Annotated in this window: 17 protein-coding genes; 8 read left to right on the forward strand and 9 right to left on the reverse strand. The window is 50.3% G+C overall.

The genetic code is table 11. From position 1 onward, the window contains the following. Positions 1-29: 29 nt before the first annotated feature. The 5 genes from EDI29_RS03995 to fimA all read right to left on the reverse strand — a co-directional run bounded on the left by EDI29_RS03995 (position 30) and on the right by fimA (position 5,719). Positions 30-608 carry a fimbrial protein gene (locus EDI29_RS03995; RefSeq protein WP_137739825.1) on the reverse strand — a complete coding sequence of 193 codons (579 nt, stop codon included), beginning with the start codon at positions 606-608 and terminating at the stop codon, positions 30-32. A gap of 15 nt (positions 609-623) precedes the next feature. Further along, positions 624-1,679: a fimbrial protein gene (locus EDI29_RS04000; RefSeq protein WP_241664886.1), complete on the reverse strand. Its 1,056-nt coding sequence runs from the start codon at positions 1,677-1,679 to the stop codon at positions 624-626. After that, on the reverse strand, positions 1,670-4,300 hold the full coding sequence (locus EDI29_RS04005) for a fimbrial biogenesis usher protein (RefSeq protein WP_137739826.1): 2,631 nt from the start codon (positions 4,298-4,300) through the stop codon (positions 1,670-1,672). The genes EDI29_RS04000 and EDI29_RS04005 overlap by 10 nt, the downstream gene beginning before the upstream one ends. Positions 4,301-4,381: 81 nt before the next feature. Beyond that, positions 4,382-5,086, reverse strand: coding sequence for a fimbria/pilus periplasmic chaperone (locus tag EDI29_RS04010; RefSeq protein WP_137739827.1), 705 nt, complete (start codon positions 5,084-5,086; stop codon positions 4,382-4,384). A gap of 81 nt (positions 5,087-5,167) precedes the next feature. Continuing rightward, a complete protein-coding gene (gene fimA, locus EDI29_RS04015) occupies positions 5,168-5,719 on the reverse strand; it encodes a type 1 fimbrial major subunit FimA (RefSeq protein ID WP_137739828.1) in 552 nt (183 codons plus the stop codon). 736 nt (positions 5,720-6,455) lie between these two features. Here fimA and EDI29_RS04020 point away from each other — a divergent pair. The 3 genes from EDI29_RS04020 (at position 6,456) to EDI29_RS04030 (ending at position 10,115) form a co-directional block, all read left to right on the forward strand. Beyond that, on the forward strand, positions 6,456-6,752 hold the full coding sequence (locus EDI29_RS04020) for a type 1 fimbrial protein (protein ID WP_137739829.1): 297 nt from the start codon (positions 6,456-6,458) through the stop codon (positions 6,750-6,752). Positions 6,753-6,986: 234 nt separating this feature from the next. Further along, the gene (locus EDI29_RS04025) at positions 6,987-7,832 is read left to right on the forward strand and encodes a trypsin-like serine peptidase (protein WP_137739830.1); all 846 of its coding nucleotides are present in this window, start codon (positions 6,987-6,989) and stop codon (positions 7,830-7,832) included. A 504-nt stretch (positions 7,833-8,336) separates the two neighbouring features. Further along, entirely contained in the window at positions 8,337-10,115 is a 1,779-nt protein-coding gene (locus EDI29_RS04030; protein ID WP_137739831.1) for a sensor domain-containing phosphodiesterase, read from the forward strand. Positions 10,116-10,204: 89 nt separating this feature from the next. On the opposite strand, the gene hrpA is transcribed toward EDI29_RS04030, so the two are convergent. Beyond that, positions 10,205-14,092, reverse strand: a complete 3,888-nt coding sequence (hrpA, locus tag EDI29_RS04035; RefSeq protein WP_137739832.1) for an ATP-dependent RNA helicase HrpA — start codon at positions 14,090-14,092, stop codon at positions 10,205-10,207. 314 nt (positions 14,093-14,406) lie between these two features. On the opposite strand from hrpA, the gene EDI29_RS04040 reads away from it, so the two are divergent. After that, a complete protein-coding gene (locus EDI29_RS04040; protein ID WP_137739833.1) occupies positions 14,407-15,012 on the forward strand; it encodes an FMN-dependent NADH-azoreductase in 606 nt (201 codons plus the stop codon). Positions 15,013-15,060: 48 nt separating this feature from the next. Here the strand turns inward: EDI29_RS04040 and EDI29_RS04045 are convergent, their stop codons facing one another. Together EDI29_RS04045 and EDI29_RS04050 are read right to left on the reverse strand one after the other, a co-directional pair. Then, complete coding sequence (locus tag EDI29_RS04045; RefSeq protein ID WP_107167517.1) at positions 15,061-15,291, reverse strand: YnbE family lipoprotein; 231 nt, start codon at positions 15,289-15,291, stop codon at positions 15,061-15,063. Positions 15,292-15,306: 15 nt separating this feature from the next. Continuing rightward, the gene (locus tag EDI29_RS04050) at positions 15,307-17,898 is read right to left on the reverse strand and encodes a YdbH family protein (protein WP_137739834.1); all 2,592 of its coding nucleotides are present in this window, start codon (positions 17,896-17,898) and stop codon (positions 15,307-15,309) included. Positions 17,899-18,270: 372 nt separating this feature from the next. Between EDI29_RS04050 and EDI29_RS04055 the strand changes: the two genes are divergently transcribed. The 3 genes from EDI29_RS04055 to EDI29_RS04065 all read left to right on the forward strand — a co-directional run bounded on the left by EDI29_RS04055 (position 18,271) and on the right by EDI29_RS04065 (position 22,840). Further along, positions 18,271-19,824 (forward strand): methyl-accepting chemotaxis protein, encoded by a 1,554-nt coding sequence (locus tag EDI29_RS04055; RefSeq protein ID WP_137739835.1) that lies wholly within the window; start codon positions 18,271-18,273, stop codon positions 19,822-19,824. Positions 19,825-20,175: 351 nt separating this feature from the next. After that, entirely contained in the window at positions 20,176-21,729 is a 1,554-nt protein-coding gene (locus EDI29_RS04060) for a methyl-accepting chemotaxis protein (protein WP_137739836.1), read from the forward strand. A gap of 118 nt (positions 21,730-21,847) precedes the next feature. Beyond that, positions 21,848-22,840, forward strand: coding sequence for a 2-hydroxyacid dehydrogenase (locus EDI29_RS04065; RefSeq protein ID WP_137739837.1), 993 nt, complete (start codon positions 21,848-21,850; stop codon positions 22,838-22,840). A 223-nt stretch (positions 22,841-23,063) separates the two neighbouring features. On the opposite strand, the gene EDI29_RS04070 is transcribed toward EDI29_RS04065, so the two are convergent. Further along, positions 23,064-23,354 (reverse strand): putative hemolysin, encoded by a 291-nt coding sequence (locus tag EDI29_RS04070; protein ID WP_137739838.1) that lies wholly within the window; start codon positions 23,352-23,354, stop codon positions 23,064-23,066. A 683-nt stretch (positions 23,355-24,037) separates the two neighbouring features. Here EDI29_RS04070 and EDI29_RS04075 point away from each other — a divergent pair. Beyond that, a complete protein-coding gene (locus EDI29_RS04075) occupies positions 24,038-24,310 on the forward strand; it encodes a hypothetical protein (protein ID WP_137739839.1) in 273 nt (90 codons plus the stop codon). The last annotated feature ends 229 nt before the right edge of the window (positions 24,311-24,539 follow it).

Raw genomic sequence — 24,539 nt, forward strand, 5'->3', positions numbered from 1 at the left:
CGTCACACCTTCTGAATATTCCCCAACGCCTACAGGTAGGTTAGCGTAAATGTTGCATCCGCATTGGCAGAACCGACCGTCACTGGCGTACCGAGCGCCACATACTGCCCATAAAAAACCAGTGCCACACGGGCAGCATTAGCCGACAGCGCATAAATAGGCGTTGGCAGCCCAAGAGCCACACGACGGCGTTCGCTATCCAGAATCGCCACGGCAATATTGGTCGCGCTACTGCTCGCGTTAAGGGCAAGCAGCGTATTATCCGCCGTTGGCGCACTGCCATAAAACGTCACTTCGACGCCAGACGCCGCTACTCCACAGTTCTCCAGAACAATCTCGAAGCGTGTCGGATTCGGATTTTGCGATCCTACAGCAAACTGCTTGCTTGCCCACCTGCCGAGATCGACCGTTTGTTCCTGCGTTCCCACGCTGACACTGCAACTGTTTGCCAACAGCGTCGCGGTAAGTCGCATATTGGTCAGCCCCAGATCGGCACGCACCGGCATCAAAGCACAAACACTTGCGATCAAGGAAACCAGGCACAAACGAACGCTCCATGTCACTCGTGCACGCACGGTAGGCACCATCATATCCTGAAGTCGGTTCATCGATTCCCCCCTCTTTTAGTAAAAATCGACGCGCAGATAGGCATTTGCCGTCGCAACACCTTCCTGAGGCTTATTCCCTGTCACGCTGACCGGATATGCAGTGATCGCCACATTAGCGCTTGCCGTTTCATCCAACGTAAAGGGGATCACGCTTGCAATATCGTTAGGCGTCAAGGGATTGTTTCCACTGTCTGTGACAATAAATCCAACATCAGGGTTATCGGAAACCACCATATCCCCAGACGATTTATCGGCCTGAAGCCGCATCGACAGACTTGCCTGTGCATCGATGCCGTTACAAGCAATACCTATCGTCCGCGTCACAGGAGAAACGCCAACAGGTTTTTCCCCTGCCGTGTTAAACAATCCTGATGAGATCCCGCCAAAATCAATACTGATGATCTGCCCCGCATTCAAGGCACAGCTCTGAGGAACGGTAACCGAACCGCTCATATAGCCGACGACTAGCGGCGATCCCACATTTTGGCCGTTGCCGCCCTGGTTACCATAGAGATAAAAAATCGGTGCCATCGGGATATTAGAAACCCCCACAAATTTGCGCTTGATACGGAAGTTCACCTGAACCCGACTGCCCGTTGTCGCATTGCCCCCGCACAGTCCCGCACAATTGTTATTTACATCGGTAAACGGCACATTATGAAATGTCCCTCCCGAGGTCCGGTTATAGACAAAAATACGCGATGACACCTGAAGATAATCATTACCGGTAATATTAAACCAGTTCACGCCGCTTTCCGTCGATGCCAGAACCAATGACGGACCAGGCTGTGCCGAATAATAAACCGTATCCCGGTTATTACATGGGCCGCTTATCGTATAGGAGCCCGCATCATTTTTTTCATTCCACCCCGTCACATATCCGACATAGTTCTGGCTGGAGGCCAGCGCGTAAGTGTAGTCATACGTTAACGGTGAACCGCTTGATGTCGTGCATTGCACCGCGCTAGCCTGCCCGGCGATGCCCAGCAAACCCGCTGCGGTAACACTGCGCCACCACACATGACTTCGCATAGCGCTTTTGTTATTTTTCATCAGTAATGTCATTGACATATCGCCTTCGTGTAGGAAATCGGTTGGTTTTCACTGCCGTTTGGCAGAGCGTAGCGAAGCGTACATTGCTGCTGTGAACCGCTTCCCCATGCGACCTTCAGCTCACCTTCAGGGGCTAGCCCAGAGAGAAATACCTGCCCATCATCTCCGACAATACCGGTGCTATCGCTGTCCACGCGGGAAACGAGTGCGCCAAAGGGAACCGCTCGACCATTGCGCTGTTGCAGTGAGATCAGCGCGCGCCCCCCCTGATAAGCGGTAAAGCTGGCGCGAACCATCGCTCCCCGCGTCGGCACAAGGTTAGCGACAGTATTGTTCACTTCGGTGTTTTGATTTAACGAATTGACGTCCAGCGCGATGCGGTTATTACGATAAACGCTGGCATAGGGAATGACGGCATAGCCGCGCCAGTCCGTCTGAATACCCGTGGTATTCTCCACTCTGACACGACTAGCACCGGGTACTTTAATCAGCACATTGGTATCGCCCAATGGTTGGCTAAACGTGACGCCATCGGCATGTGCCACGACGCCACCGCTGACCCCATAATTAAGCTGGCGGCTATGGCGCGTGTAGTTGTAGTTGGCATTGCTGTTACCGTAAGTCCCCTGATAACCGAGTCCTGCGTTCCCACTGTTTCCGATGCCGCGGTTGCCATACCCTTGGGAGACATGGTAGTTGAGGTTGCCTTCCGGCAGCATCGTGCCACTGAGCCCAACCTGCTGTAACGTGCGCCCCTGATTGTCCGACGTCATGTTGTACGTGGTATACGCGATATTCTGTGAACGCCGAAGGCTAATACCTTCTCGGTGTCCGTTAAGCCACTGACCCAGAGGAATAGAAAGGTTAAAAGCAAACAGCTGGTTTCGCTCTTCCAGCCCTTGATTTTTGTTATAGCTATAGCTCAGGTTATAACTCACGCCGCGGTACACGTTGCTGTAGCCGATTTGCAGCAGATCGTTCGTGCCATCGGTATGCCAATAATCCTGTCGGCTCCCCGTCAAAAATAACGATCCGTATCCATTACCCAGTTGCTGGGTAATATTCATCTGCATCCTACTTTTCTTCGCGTTATTCAGATTGTAGTAGTCACGTACAACAGGCTGAGCATCAGAAAAATCGACGGTGTAACCGCTCATGTTTTTATAGCTGGCCTCATCCAACGTAAAAAATCCCTTGGTTGAGTAGCGATAGCCCAGAATCTGAAAGTTAGTTCCCAAGTCATTCAAGGATTTGGCATACAGGAAACGCAGCGACTGCCCACGATGATCGCTGCCATCTGACAACGTGCTGTAAGCCTGAGTGAGGTCGGCAGAAAAAGCCCCCCAGTCACCGAGATTCTTACCCGTCCCCAACGTCAACGCCTGATAATCTTCAGCAAGCTGCGTGCCGCCATACAGCGTCACCCCCGCCGAACGCCCCCAAATCAGCGTGCCCTGACCAAAAAAAGGCTGCTCTTGTTGCGCATTGTTGCTGCGGTATTTACCGATCGTCGCGGTATATTTCATCCGATTTTCACGCTGAAGTAGCGGTACGGCGGAATAAGGCACCACAAAACTGTTCGTCGAGTTGTCGCTCTCAGTAATGGTCACCTGTAAGTCGCCGCTAGATGACGTAGGGTAAAGATCGGTAATTTCGAAGGCGCCAGGCGCGACATAAGATTGATAAATAACATAGCTATTCTGTCGGATGGTGACGCGGGCATTGCTTTTAGCAATCCCTCTGATCGTTGGCGCGAATCCTCTCAAACTGTCCGGTAGCATCGCATCATCAGACGCCATCTGTACGCCACGAAATCCCAAACTATCGAAGACATCCCCGACCGTATTACTGTCACCGAGGGTCAACTCGCTGCGCCAGGGAATGATAGCGCGCTGTAAATAGGTGCTGACGTGCTGAAATTCGTTATAACGCAAATTTGCATAACGGGAATAACGCCAGGTGGAGTAATCACGCAGCCGCCAACCATTCCAGTTAACCCCACTATCCAGATTGAGGAAATAGCTGTCACTGCGGGCATTGCCGTGGGCATTGCTGCCGGTGAATTGATAATTAAATAATGCCGACGTAATACCCTCATCCCATTCTTCCGGCGAAATGTATCCCCGTCCGGCATTTTTCAACGCAACCTGCGGCAAGCTGATATTCAATCTCTGAAGTTCAAAATCAAAATCCACGCGTGCATCAGGGATCGCCAGCGGCAAATTGACACACGCCGCAGCCGGTTCGTCATGTAGAGAGGAAAAAGATCGCAGATTGACATTAAGTTGTTCCAGCAGCGTTGTCGTCAGGCAAGGTTCAAGACCCGTATCATCGCCTGAGGGTTTAGCGGTGGGCGTGCGTACTTGAAACGCAATATCACGAGAAACCGCATATTCGGCATTAACATAAATCTCGACCCGATAGATGCCCGGCGGTTGCCCTTCACCGTTATCAAAACGAGAAAGATCGGCGATGGCAGAAGGATCGTCCGATAAAAACGTCGGATTAAAGAAAGTTTCGGCCTCACCGCTCAATGGAAATGCCAGACATAGCATCATGGCCGGATACCAGCGTAATCGCGTAGGTATGACGCGATGACATGCAGTTGAAGGCGGTTGTATCGTAGGTTGTGAACGCATACAAAAATTCCTCATCTATGACGATGAAAAGCGCAGGCAGTCGTCGCAATGTCATTCGACGGCGGCTGGTATCTCACCGTTTCATAGCCCTGAGCCCGTGACGCGCGGCGTCATCGCACCGTAGTCGTTAATCGTCTGGTAACTCACCGCACCGGAGGCTTTGCCAGGCAATGTCACGGATGCCGAGCTTTTAGGCGACACCATGGTGTTGGGGAGTTTCTGACTACCAGATTGGAGGTTGACCAACGTAATAAAATAGGGAGAAGGATTGGCGATCGTGAGCGTATTGCTCGACTGGTGGAAACGCAGCATAGTCGATGCGCTATCTGCCCCCATCGGCAGGTTGGCAGGTCTAACGAAAAGTTTTATCCGGGATAACACTGCCAATTGCAGCGCGTTTTTATCCTGAAGGTCGCGCTTATCAACGGCGGGGATCGCTTTCACGTTGAGCCAGTAAACAGACTCGCGATCGGTCGGTAACGACGCCCCTACATGCATCAACCGCAGCGTATTTTCGCCCTTAGGTTTCACCACAAAAAGCGGCGGCGTCGCCAGAAAATCCGTGGTTTTATTACCGTCCTTATCTTCCACCCAGGATTGAATCAAAAAGCGGTTTTTTTCATCACTATTAATAATTGACAGCGAAGCCTGATTGGCCCCAGCGGGATAGATCACCCGTGTGGCTCCCAGCGCGATACCACCAGCCTGTGCCTGTTGAGCAATCAATAAAGAAAAAGACAGCAGTCCAAATAAGAAAGATCGGAATAAAAGAGATGTATTCGGCACACACCACCTCACAATAACGTGTTGTTGAATGGGGTATAAAGACGGCCATCCTTGGCTTTATGGCCTCCTTGCTAACCGTTCTTATTGATAATCGATGGTGAACGTGGCATCAGCATCTGCCGCGCCCGGTGTCGCGGTCGCTTGCGTGGCTTTATAGCGTGCGCTGAATGCCAGCACGTTGCTGCCATCGTTCAGCGTTTGTGGGGCTGAGTAGACTGCACCATTTGGCGTCAGAACCGTACCGGCACGATCGGAAATTTCAATCCCCACACCGCCTGCTGCGCCAGCGACTCCACCACCAATATTGCTGACAGCCAGGACGGTGTTGTCATTTGCATCGGCTGTACCGGTAAAGGCAACCGCTGCGGTGGTGGATACGGTGGAATCACAATCTTCGAGATTGATGGTGAAAGGGACTTTGCCTGAGTAGGTTCCCACCCCGGTAAAACGGGCGGTACGGTATTGTCCCAGGTTCACAATCTGATCAGCGGTATTGGTACTGACCGCACAAGCGGCATTAACGATTTCACCTTTGAAATGTACGGTTCCGCCAGCAACGGTAGCCGCAAAAACAGTAAAACTGGATGACAACAATGAGGCACCAATCAAGGTATTGAGTAAAGATTTATGCATAACTTATATTTCCTGATAACAGATAAAAGTTAACGATCGCATTTAAAAAACAATCGTGGCTCTGTCGCTAAAGCGACGTCTCGATCCTTTTTTTTAGTGCATCAGTCAGGAGCACTCTGACGTCCTTCGACACGAGAGAAATGTGCGGGCAAGATGCCCAACGCATTTCCCCGTCGCGATGCGTTAATAAATATTTTTCATGATTGTTATTTTGTAAAAGTTGTTTGAGGCTTGATGAAAAAACCGAAAAACCAGAACTAAAACCTAACAAATAAAAATTTATTGAAATTTAAAGTTGGGAAATAAAACACATCCAACATATAAATTTATTTTTTATTGAGTAGGAATTCATCGCATAAAAAACATGAACGCGTAAAATGTGCCAAATGAGCTCGTATGTTTATTTTTTGTTATGTTTTATGCCTGATTTCACGATGTAACACGGGCCGAACGCCGTAAAGCGATAGCGATGCGAATAAGGAAATAAACAAGAGGGACATGCAGATATAAAGGAGAAGACGACAGTATTCCGCAGAGAAAACGACACACATTGAAATAAAAAACATATCAGCCTATCCGCTAAACACAGCCAACTGACGATAGGTGCAATATATTGATTTAAAAGTAATTAGTTAATAACAACTCGGATTGCTAGACCAAGGTTTAGGCACAGTAAAGTTTTATCACGCGATGCCGTTTATATCATTACACACCAGGCAATACCGAGATAATCATAATGAAAAAAATCCTGCAAACATCAGCCATACTGCTCTGCATGATGGCTGCCACGCCGTATACTTTCGCCTCATCGTCTTCATCGACAGGTATCATTCGCTTTGTGGGTGCCATCGTTGAACCCGTCTGCGATGTGACGACCCTATCAAGCAATGTGACCGTCAGTTGCGCACGACAAGGGGAAGTGCAAACGCTGCAAGTTAAAAACGGTTTACACACGTTGCCACAGGGCATCGGTTCCGTGAGTTCAAAGAACCTGAGTTCACAGGTACGCATCGTGACGGTGAGTTACGAATAAAACCGGTGAAACTAAAGCGCTCCGTTTCTGCTGATTCAAGGGCGCTACGCCATGCGAGATGTGGCGTAGCGTTCATCACATAATGGACAGGGCTAATCATCCGTAAAACAGAGGCTTTTTACACTCGATAACATTTTAATTTCCCGCGCCGCACCCACAATTACATCTATAGTTAAGGCAACACGCTATATTTAGCGCCTCAAAATGACGTTCATCATAAGGTCCATTGACGACATGCGCCTATCAGCCTGGTTGCTATGTTCATTATCTTTCATTGCCCCGTTAAGTTGGGCAGCGTCAGCAGCAACAGACGCCGCAACGCAGCAAAAAATTTTATTTTTTAACCACGACGATCGGGACATCGTTCCCGACACGGCAGTCTGGCCATGGCAAGCGATTGGGCAATTGGAAACCGCCAGTGGCAATCTCTGTACCGCAACGCTTATTTCTCCCCATTTGGCGCTGACAGCAGGGCATTGCGTGGTTACCCCTCCAACTGGCGAAATAGATAAACCCGTCGCGCTGCGCTTTCTGGCGACAGAAAAGGGATGGCGTTATGAAACCACGGAAATTGAAGCACTGACGAATAAAACGCTCGCCAAAAAATTGAAAGCTGACGGCGAGGGATGGATCGTTCCGCCATCAGCCGCACCGCTGGATTACGCCCTGATTAGGCTAAAGCAAACACCGCCAGGAATTCGCCCACTTACGCTATGGCAAGGTAGCCGCCAGGAATTAATGCAGGCATTGCGAGACAGCGATCAGCGCGTCACACAGGCAGGTTACCCAGAGGATCATCAGGACACACTTTATCGTCATCAGGATTGCTTAATCACCGGTTGGGTTCAGGCCGCCGTCGTGGCACACCAATGCGATACGCTGCCTGGCGATAGCGGTTCCCCTCTCATGTTAAACTCGGCAACAGGTTGGGTGCTGATGGGAATTCAAAGCTCAGCCCCCGATGCCAGTGAACGCGAACGGGCCGATAATCGCGCGGTTTCCGTTACTGCCATTCGCCAACAGTTAGAAGCGCTGGCAAAACTACATTCACCAAAACCAGGTACACCAAAAGAGCACTAGCGTTCACGGCGTAGATGCCCCGTCAGGCGGAAACCACTATTTAGGATACCGCCTGACACCGTCGTTTCTCGCCGGCCTCATGGTATAAAAAAATATCTGTTCTATTCTTATCAGAGTAAATAAGAGAAACTGCCACACATGCGATTTGAAGTATGACGGGTATATCATCCATATTGTCGTGATCCACAGCAGGCATGACAATTATCAACATTCTATTTCTACCCCATGGAAAATGTCTTTTTTATAATTAGATTATTATTTATTCGCAGAGCACATCCTCAGTTAACACGCTCATTCCCCGATCAACCCATTGAAAAAAAGCAAGAATTCATACTGCACGCCAGGCGTCGGAAACCGCGATTAAGTCAAAGAATCCTTAGAGCCTTAACGGAAAGATAAAAGTGGTATAATAAGTTACCTCAACTTTTAACCTCTATGTTATTGTGTCGCCGTTAAATTAAATTGATGTCGTCGCGATTATTATTGCGGAAAGGAAGAGTCTACATGTTAAAACATTTGAGCCATGATGAAAAAAAACGCATGCAGACTCTCGACGAATTACAGAAATCCGATATATCTCAAGATGATATTCTTCATAAACTCACGAAACTAGCCTGCGAACTGCTCGAAACTCCGACAGCGCTCGTGACGCTAACCGGTACTCAATCTCTGCATGTTAAAGCAAAAAACCATTTTCCTCTGGATGATATGGATAAAATCGGTTCTTTTGATCATTTCATCGTACAAACAGGTCAACACTTCGTCTGCCCCGATGCCACTCAAGACAACCGCTTTAACGATAGCCCCTATGTAACCGGCAAGCCTTTTATCCGTTTTTATGCCGGCGTACCGCTTAAAACCAAAGAAGGCTATTCCATCGGTACATTCTGCGTCATTGATTATGTTCCGCGAACGTTCAGTAAGATTCAACTGCGTTTACTGCATGATTTAGCCGCGATTGCACTGGTTTTAATCGAATATCGTAACGCGATTGGCCTGATTGATGGAGTCACGCTGTTACCCAACCGTCAGCGTCTGATTGACGACATCAGCCACATTACCGACATTCACGAACGCTATCTGCTCATCCTGATTGATACTATCGATATTTCTTACGCCTATGAAATGGGGTGTGCGTTAGGTATGCCGACCGTAGAAGGCCTGCTGAAAGATATCGGCATCTTCCTGCGTCTCAGTTTGAGTTCACCAGATAGCCTTTACTGTGCGGCAGTAGGCCGATTCGCTCTGCTGGTGAAGGCGGATAAAAAAACGCAGATTCTGGCAGAGCTCGATGCCTGTGCCGAGCGAATTCATGAAAGTATCTCCAGCCATATCCCGCTTAAACTGGAATTTTTCGTCGGATACACTGAATTCCAGATTCCGGCCAGCGAGCCACAACGAATTTTGCGTGAATCCATGAGCGCCCTGCGCGCCGCCATAACCAGAAATATCCGCCAGTTCGCTTATGACCCCGAGGCCGATAAAGCCCAGCAAATCGCGTTTACCCTGCTCAATGAGTTAGCCGATGTTGTGCAGAATAATAAATCGGGTCTTTATTTGGTGTACCAACCGAAGTTGAGTATTAAAACCAACACCGTTATTGGTGCTGAAGCGCTCATTCGTTGGCGTCACCCCGAACTGGGTGAGATTTACCCCGACCAGTTTATTCCGCTAGCGGAAGGAACGACATTGATGCGGCCATTAACCGATTGGGTTACCCGGCAGGCGGCAAGCCAGGTGAAACAATGGCGTCAGCAGGGGTTAAACTTCCCGGTATCCATTAATGTCTCTGCCAGAAATTTTTCCGAGAATGACTTCATCCCACGTCTTGTCGCCATTCTGGACAGCCACGGACTCACCCCTCAGGACATTGACATCGAGTGCGTCGAAACGCAGAAAATCATTGAAAGCGCGGAAACACTCGCCACCATCCAAACGCTGGAACAGATGGGATTTACTATCGCTCTCGATGATTTCGGCACCGGGTATAGCAATTTAAGCTACCTGCGTAATATCCCCTCGACGGTGATAAAGCTGGATAAATCGCTGATTAAAGATATAAAAACTGATCGTAAGAGCCGCGTCATTGTGCAATCTATTATCAATATGCTGCACAAACTAGACTATATCGTGCTGGCCGAAGGCGTAGAGAATAGGGAAACGCTCGAACATCTGGCTCGTTTTGGCTGTGACGAAGTACAAGGTTATTACTTTTCCCGGCCTATCCCACCGGAAGCGTTTATTACCTGGATGAATGAGTACGCCTCACGCACGTCAGAATAGCATCATCCGGACTAATAACATCGCCGCCGAAGCAAGATGTTGCAGTAAGCAGTCGGCAGCCAATGCCGCCGACCTGCACTCCAGAGAAATTATCCTTCAACCTGCTCCATCGCCTGCAAGACGCGCTTATCCGAGATGGGGAATGGTGTCCCCAGTTGTTGAGCAAAATAACTGACGCGTAACTCTTCCAGCATCCAACGCACCGCCTTCACGTCGTCATCGTCACGCCGCTCCGTAGGCAACTTATTCGACCACTGCTGCCATGCCTGTTGAACCTGCTCAACTTTCAGCATCTGCGCCCTGTCACGGTGGACATCCTGCGCCAGTTTCTCCAAACGGCGCTCTATCGCATGCAGATAACGCAACACGTCCGGTAGACGTTGCCAGCCGTTTTGGGTCACAAAACCACGGAACACCAGAGCACTCATCTGGCTCTTGATGTCACTTAATGCCAGCGCCATCGCCATGTCTACACGCCCTTTCAGACGCTTGTTGATGGCGAAGACCGCCGTCAAAATTTGCTCAACCTGTTTAGCGATATCCACTACCGTCTCGTTCAGCTCTGCGCGTACTTTTTCATGCAACTGCTGGAAAGCGTCTTCCTGCCAGACCGGGCCGCCGGATGATTCAATCAGTTTATCTACCGCGCAGGCGATACAATCATCGATGAGATCCAGTACTTTGCCGTATGGATTGAAATAGAGGCCGAGCTTCGCCTTGTTTGGCAGTTTTTCATGCAGATATTTGATCGGCGACGGAATATTCAGCAGTAACAGACGACGTAACCCGTGCCGCATGACCTGTTGTTGCTGGTGTGGCGTATCAAACAAGCGAATCGCCACGCTGTCTTTTTCATCCACCAACGCCGGATAGGCTTTGACCGAGTAGCCACCTCGTTTCTGCTCATAACAATCTGGTAGCGAACCGAAGCTCCAAACGTGCAGACCTCGCTGCTCCAAGCCATCATCCGCAACGGATGACAGCGTTTGCTGGACTTTATCTTTGAGCTGGTCTTTCAGCGCGTTTAGGTCTTTACCTTCACGCTGCGTGCGATTCTTCTCATCGATGACGCGGAACGTGATTTTCAGATGATCGGGCACCTGATCCCACTGCCATGCCTCACGCGGCACCGTGACGCCCGTCATCAGCCGCAGTTCACGCTCCAGCGCATCCAGTAGTCCTTTCTCCAAGGGCGTGGTTCGTGCCAGAAATGCTTCTGCATAGTTCGGCGCAGGGACAAAGTTACGACGTAACGGCTTGGGCAACGATTTAATCAGCGCAATCGTTAGTTCACGGCGCACACCAGGAATCTGCCACTCGAAGCCCTCTTCACGCACCTGATTGAGAATCGGTAGCGGAATGTGTACCGTTACGCCATCCGCATCAGCTCCCGGTTCAAACTGATAGGACAAGCGTAATTTCAGGCTGCCCTGATGCCAGAAGTTCGGGTAGTCCAGCGCACTCACCTTCTCCGCGCCGTCTTTAATCAACATGCTCTTTTCAAAATTAAGCAGGTCGGCATTATCCCGATTAGCAGCCTTCCACCACTTGTCAAAATGGCGTGACGAGACAACATCATGTGGCAAACGCCGATCGTAAAACGCAAATAGCGTTTCGTCGTCCACCAGAATGTCGCGGCGGCGCGATTTATGCTCTAAATCTTCCACCTCCGCCAGCAACTTGAGGTTGGCGCGGAAAAAAGCGTGATGCGTTTGCCAATCGCCTTCCACCAGCGCGTGGCGGATGAACATCTCACGTGCCAGCGTCGGATCGATTGGGCTGTAGTTCACCTTACGCGCCGCAACAATCGGCAGCCCGAAGAGCGTCACCTTCTCCTGAGCCATCACCGTGCCCTGCGCTTTCTCCCAGTGAGGATCGCTGTAGCTCCGTTTAATCAGGTGCTGAGCCAGCGGTTCGATCCACTCAGGTTCAATACGCGCGGCAATGCGCCCCCACAGGCGGCTGGTTTCCACCAGTTCGGCCACCATTGTCCATTTTGGCGGTTTTTTGAATAACCCAGAGCCAGGGAAAATAGCAAACCGGGCGTTGCGTGCCCCGCTGAACTCTTGTTTCTCAATATCTTTCTGTCCGATATGCGACAACAAGCCCGTGAGCAGCGAACAGTGAATACTCAGATAATCAGCGGGTTCACTGTTGACCGGTAGCCCCAACTCTTTCACTACCTGACGCAACTGCGTGTAGATATCCTGCCATTCACGAACGCGCAGGTAGTTAAGGAAATCGGTACGACACTGACGGCGGAACTGGCTGGAAGACAGCGCCTTCTGCTGCTCACGCAGATAGTTCCACAGATTGACGAAGGCCAGAAAATCAGAGTCTTTATCGGCAAAGCGACGATGTTTTTCATCCGACGCCTGCTTCTTATCCATCGGCCTTTCACGCGGGTCCTGAATCGACAACGCGGCGGTGATCACCATTACCTCACGCACACAGCCCATTTTACGCGCTTCCAGCACCATACGCGCTAGGCGTGGATCAATCGGTAATTGCGCCAACTGTTGTCCTTGCGGCGTCAGATGGTAATGCCCGTTATCCGCCAGATGAATCGCGCCCAGCTCTTCCAGCAAGCGCACGCCGTCCTGAATGTTGCGCTTATCCGGCGCTTCAACAAACGGGAACGCGGCGATATCTCCTAACCCCAGCGACGTCATTTGCAGAATGACGGAAGCCAGATTGGTGCGAAGAATTTCGGGATCGGTAAATTCAGGTCGCGACAGGAAATCCTGCTCGGAATAAAGGCGAATACACACCCCAGCGGCAACGCGACCACAGCGCCCTTTACGCTGATTCGCCGACGCCTGAGAGACAGGTTCAATCGGCAGGCGCTGTACCTTGGTGCGGAAGCTATAGCGGCTGATACGCGCCGTGCCGGGATCGATCACGTAACGAATCCCCGGTACGGTTAGTGAGGTTTCTGCCACGTTGGTCGCCAGCACGATGCGGCGACCATGATGTGACTGAAAGACGCGGTTCTGTTCCTGATTCGACAGGCGCGCGTACAACGGGAGAATCTCGGTATGCGGCAAATCCAGACGGGTCAGCGCCTCTGCCGTATCACGGATTTCACGTTCACCGCTCATGAAGACCAGAATATCTCCCGGCCCTTCACGCGTCAGCTCATCAACTGCATCGAAAATCGCCTGTAGCTGGTCGCGCTCGCTGTCATCCGCGTCTTCCACCACCGGACGGTAACGCACATCCACCGGATACGTCCGGCCAGACACTTCAATGATCGGCGCATGATTAAAATGGCGGGAGAAACGCTGTGGATCGATAGTGGCTGACGTAATAATCACTTTTAAATCGGGGCGTTTTGGCAACAGCTGACGCAAATAGCCCATAATGAAATCGATATTCAGGCTACGTTCGTGCGCTTCATCGATAATCAGCGTGTCGTACTGCATCAGCAGGCGATCTTGCTGAATTTCCGCCAGCAAAATACCGTCGGTCATCAACTTGACCAGCGTATTGTCACCGACCTGATCGTTAAAACGGACTTTATATCCGACACTGCCGCCCAGCGGCGTTTCCAACTCTGCCGCAATGCGGTCGGCAACGGTTCTGGCAGCCAGACGGCGCGGCTGCGTGTGGCCAATCAGACCATGTATACCGCGCCCCAGTTCTAGACAGATTTTCGGCAACTGAGTGGTCTTACCCGACCCCGTCTCACCTGCGACGATAATCACCTGGTGATTGCGCAACGCCTCCAGTATTTCATCTTTTTTCTGGCTAACAGGAAGCTGTTCAGGGTAACGAATAGTCGGGCAATTTGCCCGCCGGTTCTCGACTTTCTGACGCGCAGCAACAATTTCCCCCTCAATTTCCTGCGCGATCGCGGACTGAGCCTGCGGGCTGCTGACCTTCGCTGCGCCCTGCAAGCGACGGCGCAGACGTTGCCGATCGCGAAGCATTAGCTCACTTAACTGCGTAGATAATGCACTGAGAGGTGATTTCACGTTGCTCTTCCTTAATCGTTTCTCTAATTCTTTTCTCTGCCGGGACATTGCGCGTCGCCGAATCTGGCTCGACTGAGCCTAACCTGATTTTAAGGCACAGGCTTTTTAAGCCGTGGATAGTAGCACATTGTCATAACCGGCTCTAATCGCTCCGCTCTGCCTTATTCAAACATCATTCAAACATCGTCTTATTCAAGAAAATCGAATAAAGACCTCGAATATTTGCACTTTTCACTTTCCTGAGCACCGCATAAGATGTGACACATCAAAGGGCGTTATGTTGTCGCCCACTTCAATCACTAAAGGAATTGGCAATGAGCAAAGTATTGGTCCTGAAATCAAGCATTCTGGCAGGTTATTCTCAGTCAAACCAACTGGCCGACCACTTCACCGCCCAGTGGCAATCTGCCCATCCAGACGATAGCATCACCGTACGCGACCTGGCCGCTCAACCGATTCCGGTTCTTGATGGTGAATTAGTCGGTGCACTGCGCCCATCCGATGCAGCACTGACCCCGCGTCAGCAAGAAGCCCTGAAACTGTCCGACGATTTAATCGCTGAATTGCAGGCACATGACGTGATCGTGATCGCGGCACCAATGTATAACTTCAACATTCCTACCCAGTTGAAGAACTACTTCGACCTGGTGGCTCGCGCGGGTGTGACCTTCCGTTACACCGAGCAAGGCCCTGAAGGTCTGGTGAAAGGCAAACGCGCTATCGTATTAACCAGCCGTGGCGGTATTCATAAAGGCACGCCAACCGACCTGCTGGAACCGTACCTGCGTGTGTTCCTGGGCTTCCTTGGTCTGACCGACCTGGAATTCGTGTTCGCCGAAGGTTACGGCTACGGCCCAGATGTGGCACAGAAAGCGACCGAAGACGCGAAAACACAGCTGTCTCAGCTGGTCACCGCATAACGAATCATCGTTACTACCCTTGCCATTATATTGATTTAATTGGCTTAATTATTGCGCGCCCTCCGGCGCGCTTTTCTTTATCTCATCACCTGCGGCATTGTCCGATCGTTCCAGCAGTTGCGTCGCTTCTTTATCTGCTTTGATGTGAATCTCATGCTCGATCTTCACATTCATATTGATGGTGATCGGCTCTTTGGGGGCAGCGACCTCAATGCGCGGCACACAGCCCGTCAGGAAAGCTACCGTGCAACACATCATCACCGTCTCACTTTTATTCATTGTTCTGCCTTGAGTTTATTCATTCGCCTGCTGCTCCAACGTATCCCGCAAGTTATCGCCAAAGCGCAGACTTCGCCAGAGCTGGAAGATATTCTCCTGATGGCGATAGTTAAGAATGACCTGTCGGTTTGCGCTGAGCTGCGGATTTTTCCCTTGCACTCTCGACGTTAATGTCAGCTCACCTTGGTTACTCAGGTCAAGTGTGGCATAGGAGCGCCCGATCTCCAGATAGCGTAACCAGCCAATCGCCGCGCCTCCCGCCAGATTTTTACTCGCTAACTCATCTGCCAGTTGATCATCCAGCCGCAGCGTCAGGAAACCCTCATTGGTAATACGCCCGCGCTCAATCAACATGGTCGGATGATTGAAATTCAGCGGTAGTGTGCCGCTCACACGCCCTGACAGCGCAAACTGCTTTTGCTTCAGCGCCGTAGTCAGTTCGCTGAGATCGACGCGCTTAACGGTGAACAGCGCCGGTTCACGCTGCGGCCAGCGTAGCGTAGACAGCCCAATATGCCCATTCAATACGTCCAGATCGGCCTGAGACATAACCAAAGGGCGTCGATCGCTGTACGGATAAAAACCCTGTAGATCGACGCGAATATTGCTCATCCTAAACAGGTTGTCCAACACGTCAATTCGCAGCGTGACCGGTTGCCTGACGCCCAATTGCCAGCGTTGATCTTTCAGGCGGTAAGGCAGGACAAAATTTACCCCACTGACTTCACCATCCTGTAGCCACAGTCCGCCATTCTTCACGACCCAGTGTCCGCCAGCACTGAACCCTTCTCTACGCGCAGCGGAAAATGCCGCCTGAGCATAAAACTGCCCGGCGCGGATGTTCATTTTCAACAGCGGAGAAAGCAGAGGCTGAAACACTTTAAGTGGCTGCATTGGCCACCACGCACCACCGCGTAGCCGTTCCCCATCCCAACGCCCACGCAGCTTGACTGGCCCGATATCTTCAGCCTGTAGCTGCCCCTGTAACTGGAAATCATCCGGGCTACGCCCCTGCATCGCCAGCGTTAGCAATGAAGGCGGCAAGTAGCCACCGTTACTGAAATTTGTCCGCTCTGAGGCTAATTGCAGCGCCCCTTGAAAATGTTCGCCTGAACGGGCGCGTTGCCAACGAATCGGCTCAGTAATCGTCAGGCGAGGCTGGTGTACCGTCACAATGCCATAGCCCAGTTGGTCCAGCCCACTCGATAGTTGGCTGACTTCTATCAGAGTATCCTGCCAGTGCCCTCGCCCAGCCACATCCCATTGCCCTTTTAGCGGTGGCAGACGACCGTTGCCCCAATACCGCCATTGCCACTGTCCTTGATCCGGCCAGAAATCCTGTGCCTGACCGTCAAGATGTAGGTTAAAGCGTCCCCAGTATGCTTCCCGCGCCTTAACTATCGCCTGTAACCGCCCATTCACGCCCGTCGCGCTCACCCGAACGCCCGCCAGCGGCCAGCGCGCTTCTTCAAGATAAATCTGCGGCGCGGGCGTCCCCCAGGCACGCAGCAGTGCGCCCGGTAAAAGAGAGAGTTCGGGATTAAGAATAGAACCCTGCAAAACCCCTGGTAGCGTCGCCGTCAAGGAGAGTGCCGGTAAATTCGCTTGTCCGGTAAGCTGAAAGCGCAATTCACTGTTGAGCAGACCAATATTACCCGGCCCAAGTACCAACACGGCGTTAGCCTTACCGTTATGCCCTTGCGTCAGCATATTCAAACGCGCGTTAATCGTGGTGGCATCCAACCCTTGTCGCCAATGCTGCAATGTCATCGCCACTTGCCCAGAGAGTGGCTGATCCGCATAAGGCCACCGCCAGATGCCGTCAGAAACCTGAATCACCTCATCCGTCAATTGCCACGGCAGCGATATCAGCGGTGCGTCATCATGCGCAGCATTCAGCACCAGTTCGCCTCGCTGATTATGCCAATTCAACAGAAGAGAAAGCGGGTCCGGCGTCTGCCCTGAATCCAGTTTCCCAGTGAGACGTCCCTGCACTGGCGCGGCATCCAGCGTATCGGCTAATTCCATCTCACCGCTGACTTGCAGACGCACAAAACCCGCAGGCGTTGCGAGCATGCTCTCATGGAGAGTTAGACGTTTATCATTCAGCTCGGCCCTAAACGCCAGTTGATCGCCCTGATAATCGAGCGTTTGTTGCTGTTTGCCCTTGCTACTGAACCGCACCTGTCCGGCATAGTCCTGCCAGGGTTGTAGCGTCAGTTTTTTCACCTGAATAGCGGCAGCAGGCAACCATTCTTGCCACTGCGACAGTTGCGCGGGTGGCTCAGTGCTATGGCTCGCTGGCACATATTGCAGGCAGTCGCTGTTTAACGTCACAGCATCAATATCAGCATGCCACTGCCAGCGATGCCAACCCAGCGTGATACTCTGCACATCAAGCAATACGCATTCTCCAGCCTTAATGCTAAAGCCTTTGCTATGTAACCCGCTGTTCTGCCAACTCAGCGTATCCTTTACAGCCAAAGACATGCCAGTCGGTAGCCAGGTATTGGCAAGGCGCGGCAACCACTGCGGCGTCGTCCGCCAGGAAACCAATAGCAAAGTGACAAGCAGGAGCGCCATTGGAAGTGCGTATTTTTTAATCATTAGCGAATATTAAGCATCCCGTTAACTATTTGTAAAAACCAGCGCTGCATCGACCTGTCGATTATTTATTCATAAATCGCTCTTTTTTTTAACAAACAATTCTATCCACCTCACATTTACCCCTATTGTGCATACAGGCTTATTACCCTTTCGTGGTAAAATGTTTAATTGAGGTTATATTTTGTAATGAATCGCGTTATCTCATCATGAACAAAGCGTTTCCGATCGGATATCAGGATTGTCTCCTTTTGCCCGACTCGCCGTAAAAAAGCCATGAGCAACCTGAACCATTACCGCTATCTACTGATTCATCTTCGTGGGTATGCCTCATGTTAAATCAGTATTCGGACACAGCATATCAAGGACTGCTTTATGCGTAATAACACCCCTGTCACCGACCATCAACTCCCTCTTTCTGAAAAAACCAGACTTATGTCGGTCACCACGCCAGAAAGCCACATTACCTACGCAAACAAAGACTTTATTGATGTCAGCGGCTATAGCATGGATGAGTTAATGGGACAGCCCCATAATCTTATCCGCCACCCGGATATGCCACCAGCCGCCTTCGCGGATATGTGGAAAACGCTGCGTGCAGGTAATATCTGGACAGGAATTGTGAAAAATCGGCGTAAAAATGGCGACCACTATTGGGTAAAATCCAGCACCACGCCGCTGAGAAAAGGCGGTGAGATTACCGGCTATATGTCTGTGCGAACCGCAGCATCAGCCGAAGAAATTCATCAGGCAGAGGCGCTCTATGCCAGTGCGAACAACGGTAAATTAAAATACCGCACCTTCCACCATGGTCTGCTCATTTATACCGGGCCATTGCGCGCCCTGAGCCTGTTTAAAACCATGTCGCTACGCTGGCGTATCCGCAGTTATTTTCTGCTTTTTAGCCTGCTCCCACTCGTCGCCGCCTATGCCCTGTTAGCGGGAACAGCATTGGCATCCGTACTCTTTCCGCTGCTCATTGCCTGCTGTTTTATCAGTGGTGAACTTCTGGTGCACCATGTCGCGCGCCCTATTGAGCAAATTTTGTCTCAGGCTATGCGTTCTGCCGCCGGACAAGCAGACAACCTGACACAATTTAACCGCGTGGATGAAATTGGCATGTTAATGCGCGCGGTAAACCAGTCCGGCATGAATTTCCGCACCTTTGTGGACGATGTGAACACCAATTTGAGCGAGTTGAAAAACGCCTGTAATGAAATTGCGCAAGGTAACCACACGCTGGCACGGTGCTGTGAGGAAACCGAAGAAAGCCTGCAACAAACGGCGGCGTCCGTGGAGCAACTGACCGCAACCATCAAAAGCAACGCGGAAGCCTCGCTTCAGGCCTCAATCTATACGCAGGATGTGAATCAGGCCGTCAACTCTGGTGAACAGGCCGTGAGCCAGGTCTCTGATACCATGGAGACCATCACGCGTTCCAGTGAACGCATTACGGATATTGTCAGCGTCATGGATAACCTCGCGTTTCAGACCAACATTCTTGCCGTTAATGCTGCCGTCGAAGCGGCGCATGCGGGAGAACAGGGCAAAAGTTTTGCGGTCGTCGCCAGTGAAGTTCGCTCTCTGGCACAGCGTAGCGCCACCTCTTCCAGCGATATTTCGACTATCATCGACGAAACGCTGAATAGCATTCGCACCGGTGAACAGCAGGTTTCACATACGCACAAATCCATGAGCAATATTCTACTTCAGGTCCAACATGTCACCAATTTAATGAATGAGATCAGCCTCGCAACGCAGGAACAATCTCAGGGACTGGAACAAATAAATGAAGCGGTAAATCGCATTGATGAACTCACGCATCAAAACACCGCACTGGCCAGCCAATCGCACTCGGCTACCGATCATCTGCAACAGAAAATATCGAGCATGGTACAGGCAGCCTCTGTCTTCAGCCTTTCCCGATAACCTCGTTTTCACGGGCGCTCACCTCTGGGCGTCCATCACCTGATCCCCATCATTTAACGTACGTTGCCCACCGTGCAAATTCGCAGAGTCATAATATACTTAACAAATGAATGCTTTTGGTCATCGGCACGAGCGCGTACAGCGAGTCGAGCCAGACAACGACTTTTCTGAAGAAAAAGTAACGGTTTCCTAAAGAAAAAATAACGGACGAAACTAGTAAGAATATATAAGTCTACTCGCTAAGTATTTCGTGAAGATTGCCGTTAATTAAATAGCATTAATCGCTTTTCAGTTAGCTAATGGATCTAAAAACATTATTTTTATGCTTGCTTATACTAAAAGGATCAATAAATGCGTAAGAATTTTCCTGTCAGTGATATTCAGTATTTATTAGATGAAAAAGCCAAGCTAATGTCGGTTACGACCACCGATAGCCATATCACTTACGCCAATGACGATTTTATTGATGCCAGTGGTTACGACTTCGAGGAGATTCTCCATCAGCCTCACAATATCGTGCGCCACCCGGACATGCCCCCACAGGCGTTTGCCGACATGTGGGCAACACTGAAGGCCGGTAAAATCTGGACTGCTGTCGTCAAGAATCGCCGTAAGAGTGGCGATTATTATTGGGTGAAAGCGAGTACAACACCGCTGATGAAGGAAGGGAAAATAACCGGGTATATGTCGGTGCGAACACGCGTTTTACCGGAAGAGGTTCGACAAGCAGAGTCACTTTACCGCCGAATGAACGAGGATAAATTAAAAAACCGTCGGCTCTATCAGGGACTATTGATTTATAAAGGGCCGTTAAAACTTCTTAGCTTATTTAACGTCATTCCCGTACGTTGGCGGATACGAAGCTATATTTTCCTTTTCATGCTCTTCACGCTGCTTTTCTTACTGACTACCCTTCCTGTTACTACACCGCTACTCGTTTTTGTTTTAGTGCTACTCGCTGGCGCGACAATAACCAGTGAATTATTAGTTCAACACCTGGCAAAACCACTAGAAAAAATTCTCCACCAAGCCATTAATTCTGCATCCGGGCAGGCGGATAATTCGTTTCAACTTAATCGAGTGGACGAAGTCGGTATGCTATTACGCGCCGTCAACCAATCCGGTATGAATTTCCGCACGTTTGTCGATGATGTCAACGGCAAGCTAGCAGAATTGCGTCACGCCTGCGGCGAGATTGCATCGGGGAATTACACGCTAAGTCAGCGTTGCGAAGATACCTCACAAAGTTTGCAATCTACCGCTTCCTCAGTCGAACAACTGACCGCGACGATTAAAAGTAACGCTTCGGCCACCCAGTTAGCGACACGCTGCGCCAGTGATGCCAATCAGGCCGTCGATGCGGGAGAGAAAGCGGTCAGTCAAGTCACGGACACCATGGCGACCATGACCCGCTCCAGTAAAGAGATCACCGACATCATCAGCGTGCTGGATAATCTGGCGTTCCAGACCAATATTCTGGCGCTCAATGCAGCAGTAGAGGCCGCCCATGCTGGGGAACAAGGCAAGAGCTTCGCCGTCGTTGCGGGGGAAGTCCGTATTTTGGCGCAGCGAAGTGCCGCCGCAGCCAAGGACATCGCAGAGATCATTGATGCCACCATTACCAACATTCACACCAGCGATAAATTGGTCAATCACACCAGCCAGTCAATGCAGAATATACTGACGCAGGTACAGCAGGTGACGCAGCTCGTGAATCAAATCAGCCTGGCGACACAAGAGCAATCACAAGGGCTGGGGCAAATTAACTCAGCGGTGAATAACATTGATGAATTAACCCGCCAGAACACCATTTTGGCTACCCATTCCAGTTCTGCCATCAGCAGCCTGGAACAACAGATTGCTACCATGTCTGAAGCCGTGTCGGTCTTCAGCATCCCTCGCTAAACCCGCTCTTACGCCGTTACATCTCTTATTTGCAAACCGTTACTGTCAGTCAGGTAACGGTTTGTTACCGCCCGATTTTCTGATAGCTTAATCTGAGGATTTTTCGGAGAAACTATCAATGAAACTGGCAATTTACAGCACTAAGCAGTACGACCGTAAATATCTGGAGCAGGTCAATCAACAGTTTGGCTATGAACTGGAGTTTTTTGATTTCATGCTGACATCGCGTACCGCAAAAACAGCCGCGGGCTGTCAGGCCGTTTGCATCTTCGTGAACGATGACGGTGGCCGCGAGGTGCTGACCGAACTGGCAGAGTTAGGCATCAAAACGCTGGCGTTACGCTGTGCCGGTTTTAACAATGTCGATTTGGAAGCCGCCAAGGAGCTAGGTATCAGCGTCGTACGCGTTCCTGCGTATTCCCCTGAAGCCGTAGCCGAACATGCGGTGGGTCTGATGTTGACGCTTAACCGCCGTATTCACCGCGCCTATCAGCGTACCCGCGACGCGAACTTCTCTCTGGAGGGGCTGATTGGGTTCAACATGCATAACCGGACAGCGGGCATTATCGGCACCGGAAAAATCGGCGTCGCCGCCATGCGTATCCTGAAAGGCTTTGGTATGCGCCTGCTGGCCTTCGATCCCTACCCAAACCCGCAGGCATTGGAGCTAGGTGCGGAGTATGTCGATCTAAAAACGCTGTATGCCAACGCAGACGTTATTTCCCTGCACTGCCCGCTGACGCCGGAAAATCACCATCTGCTCAATCAGGCGGCCTTTGCGCAAATGAAAAATGGCGTCATGATCGTTAACACCAGCCGTGGCGGATTGATCGACTCGCAGGCCGCTATCGATGCGTTGAAGCAGCAAAAAATTGGCGCACTGGGGATGGACGTCTATGAAAACGAACGCGATCTCTTCTTTGCCGATAAATCTAACGATGTGATCCAGGACGACATTTTCCGCCGCCTATCAGCGTGCCACAACGTACTGTTTACCGGACATCAGGCTTTCCTGACCGAAGAAGCGCTGATCAGCATTTCTCAAACCACGCTACAGAACCTGAAAGACATCAGCCAAAACGCACCCTGCGCCAATCTGGTTACATCTTGACCTTATATACCCTAAATAATTCGAGTTTCAGGGCAAAACGTTAGCGTTTTGAACGACGCAAAGCGTTGGCTCCGAAGGGGTGAGGCCACAAGGCAGATTTGAACGCTGCTTGCAGCGGCCCCAACGGGACGAGGCACACGCCAGTGTGCCGAGTTGCGCGGCCAACGCACATGCAACTTGAAGTATGACGGGTATATTGCGGCAGTGCAGACTGCCGCAACACTCACCCTGCCGGACAACTGCCATTCATCAGCGATTGCTCGCTACAGCGCTTGCCATTGGCTAACTGACAGGCTCCCACGCTTGCACCATCAAGCTGCCTGGAAACAGCCATCGTCCCACCAATCAGCGTACAGTTAACGTCAATCGGAGAACTGCTTTTCAATAGCACGGCTACACTTTCATCATCATTTTGCGTGGCTTTTTGTTGGGTAGCCGCCGTACTTTCACTATGATTGCTGCATCCCGCCAGCAACAACGCAGCAGCAGTACATAACCATGGCAATACTTTCATGTTTTGGCCTCGGATCGGGTGGGCTGTCGCTTCCGACACTACACTTTGCGCCATAGCCCAGAGAATGACTTTTCAGACAAAGACTATATCTATCAGGCCCCACGCCGGCAACCACGATCGTGAAGTAAAAGATATTCCCCTCTTACTCTCGCTCCCAAGGAGACGAAAAAACCATCACTTACAAACCGAAATGCTGTCTCGAACGCCGTATTTTACTCACGTTAAGTACGCTTCCACATATCGATCTTTAAGATGGGTAATAGCAAAGATAACTTATTCTGGTTTTATACCCGTAATACTTCAAGCCGCAGGTGCGTTGGCTGCGTTCACTCACCCGAATCACTTACCTGAGTAAGCTCATCGGGACTCCCTCTCTTGCCGCCTTCCTGCAACTCGAATTATTTGGGGTATATTAAATAAATTCAGCATCAGAATTTATTTTTAAATAAATAATTAGACGTCAAATTATTTAAATTGGTAGGATTACATTACTTTGATTTATTTAAAATCAAACACACAGTTGTTATTTTTTTTGATATCCATAAACTTTATTTATATAAAGAAAGTGATAAATTACCATTGCTGAATAAAATCACATCGAATAATATCATTCCAATGCTCTCAGAAAGCCAATAGAGCATCACGGCAACAGCATTATTAATAAAATTCAATGAGGTGAAATAATGTCAGATCAACTTCTTGGTGGATGGACTGCTTTCCGCGATTTGAATGATGCAGATAAAGCGCTTTTTAAATCTACCGTACATCTGCTGGGTGTAGATTACTCCCCTTTGTTTGTCGCAACGCAGGTGGTGTCCGGTACGAACTACTCTTTTCTGACAAAAGGCACGGTAACATCTCCAGATGCACCGTTAAAAATTGTCAAAATCCACATTTATAAACCACTAAGTGGCGATGCGCACATTACTAAGATCGAAGAAGTTCTGCCGCAATAATATATAAGCAAAGAGATGACACTACGGCTAGATTATTTCTCTAGCCGTGGTGTCATCTTATAATTCAGTCGTTTTATAGAATAACCTTTACTTTCCTGGTTACCCAGACCTTTCTGTTTTATTCGAATATCCACTCGAAGACGTTTTGACGCCGTTTCTTTAGATATATATTGATGGATCATTTATCAAACAAATCTATACTCCAAATAATTTGAGTTTCAGGAAGGCG

Source organism: Pectobacterium polonicum, assembly GCF_005497185.1.
Classification (GTDB): Bacteria; Pseudomonadota; Gammaproteobacteria; order Enterobacterales; family Enterobacteriaceae; genus Pectobacterium; species Pectobacterium polonicum.